This is a genomic window from Methanoculleus sp. UBA291, from assembly GCF_002499755.1.
Taxonomy (GTDB): domain Archaea; phylum Halobacteriota; class Methanomicrobia; order Methanomicrobiales; family Methanoculleaceae; genus Methanoculleus; species Methanoculleus palmolei.
Genome location: NZ_DANC01000039.1, coordinates 424 through 1,529, shown reverse-complemented (window position 1 = coordinate 1,529; position 1,106 = coordinate 424). Strand labels below are relative to the sequence as shown.

Below are 1,106 nucleotides of genomic sequence, written 5' to 3'. Positions count from 1 at the left end.
AGGGTCCGTGTACGTGATACGGAGATCGCTGTGGTGCGCCGTCGCTCTTCCCGCCTTGCAGGGGTCTTCGCCGGGGTACTGCCGGCCGCGACCGGCTGGTCGGTGGCCGGATCGAGGTCCCCGTCGGTATAAAGCGCTGCTGCGAGCTCGACGGCGCCGGGGCTCCCCGGTTGTTCGGTGTTCGATCGGTTCGCAGAGAACTTGCGGCTGCCGCTTAAGTGTATCCGTTTTCCCCAATCACTTCAGATACGGGACGATCGGTTCCAGGTCCCGGTAGCCGATGAGCCGTCCTGCCGCCCGATACTGGGACCGGTCGCCCCCGTAGACCACGAACGACCGGTCCGGGGTGTTGCCGGAGAGTCCGTTCCAGTAGGCGATCTCTTTAAAGAAGTCGGAACTTGCCGTTCGGCCCGACCTGATCTCGACCGGGACGGGGTCCCACCCCACATACTCGATGATGCAGTCGATCTCGTGTCCGAGTTTGTCCTGCCAGAAGTAGAGGTTGGGCTCTCTGCCCCGATTGAACCGGAACTTCAGGAACTCGGTTATGATGAGCGATTCAAAGAGCCCCCCTTTGAGGGGGTGGTAACCGAGATCGTCGGCGCTCTGTATCCCGGCCAGGTGTGCGGCAAGACCGGGGTCCGTGAAGTAGAGTTTCGGCATCTTCACGAGTCGCTTGTTGAAGTTTTTGTGGTGGGGCCGGACCAGGACAATCACGAGCGACGTCTCAAGAAGGGATAACCACTCTTTCGCCGTGTTGTGGGTGATGCCACAGTCGTTCGCGAGGGACGAGTAGTTCACCACCTGACCGGATCGGTAGGCGCACATCTTCATGAACGTCTGGAACGTCGAGAGGTTCTGCACCTGCTTGAGAAGACGGAGATCGCGCTCGATGTAGGTCTGGATATATGATGCATAGAAGTCTGCCGGGTGAATACCGCTGTTGTAGAGGCGGGGGAAGAGGCCGGTGTAGAGGAGGTCCTCGTACCGTTCGGGCTCAATTCCGGCACGGGCAAGTTCCCTCATCGAGAGGGGGAGGAGTTTGACGATCCCGACCCGGCCGGCAAGCGACTGGGATATCCGTTCCATCATCAGGAAGTTCTGGG

At 60.2% G+C, this 1,106-nt stretch carries 1 protein-coding gene; it reads right to left on the bottom strand.

Annotated features, from left to right (window positions below; all coding sequences use genetic code 11):
• Positions 1 to 237: 237 nt before the first annotated feature.
• On the bottom strand, positions 238 to 1,106 hold an 869-nt coding region (locus tag BP737_RS08990), incomplete at its 5' end, for an ATP-binding protein (protein ID WP_342686129.1).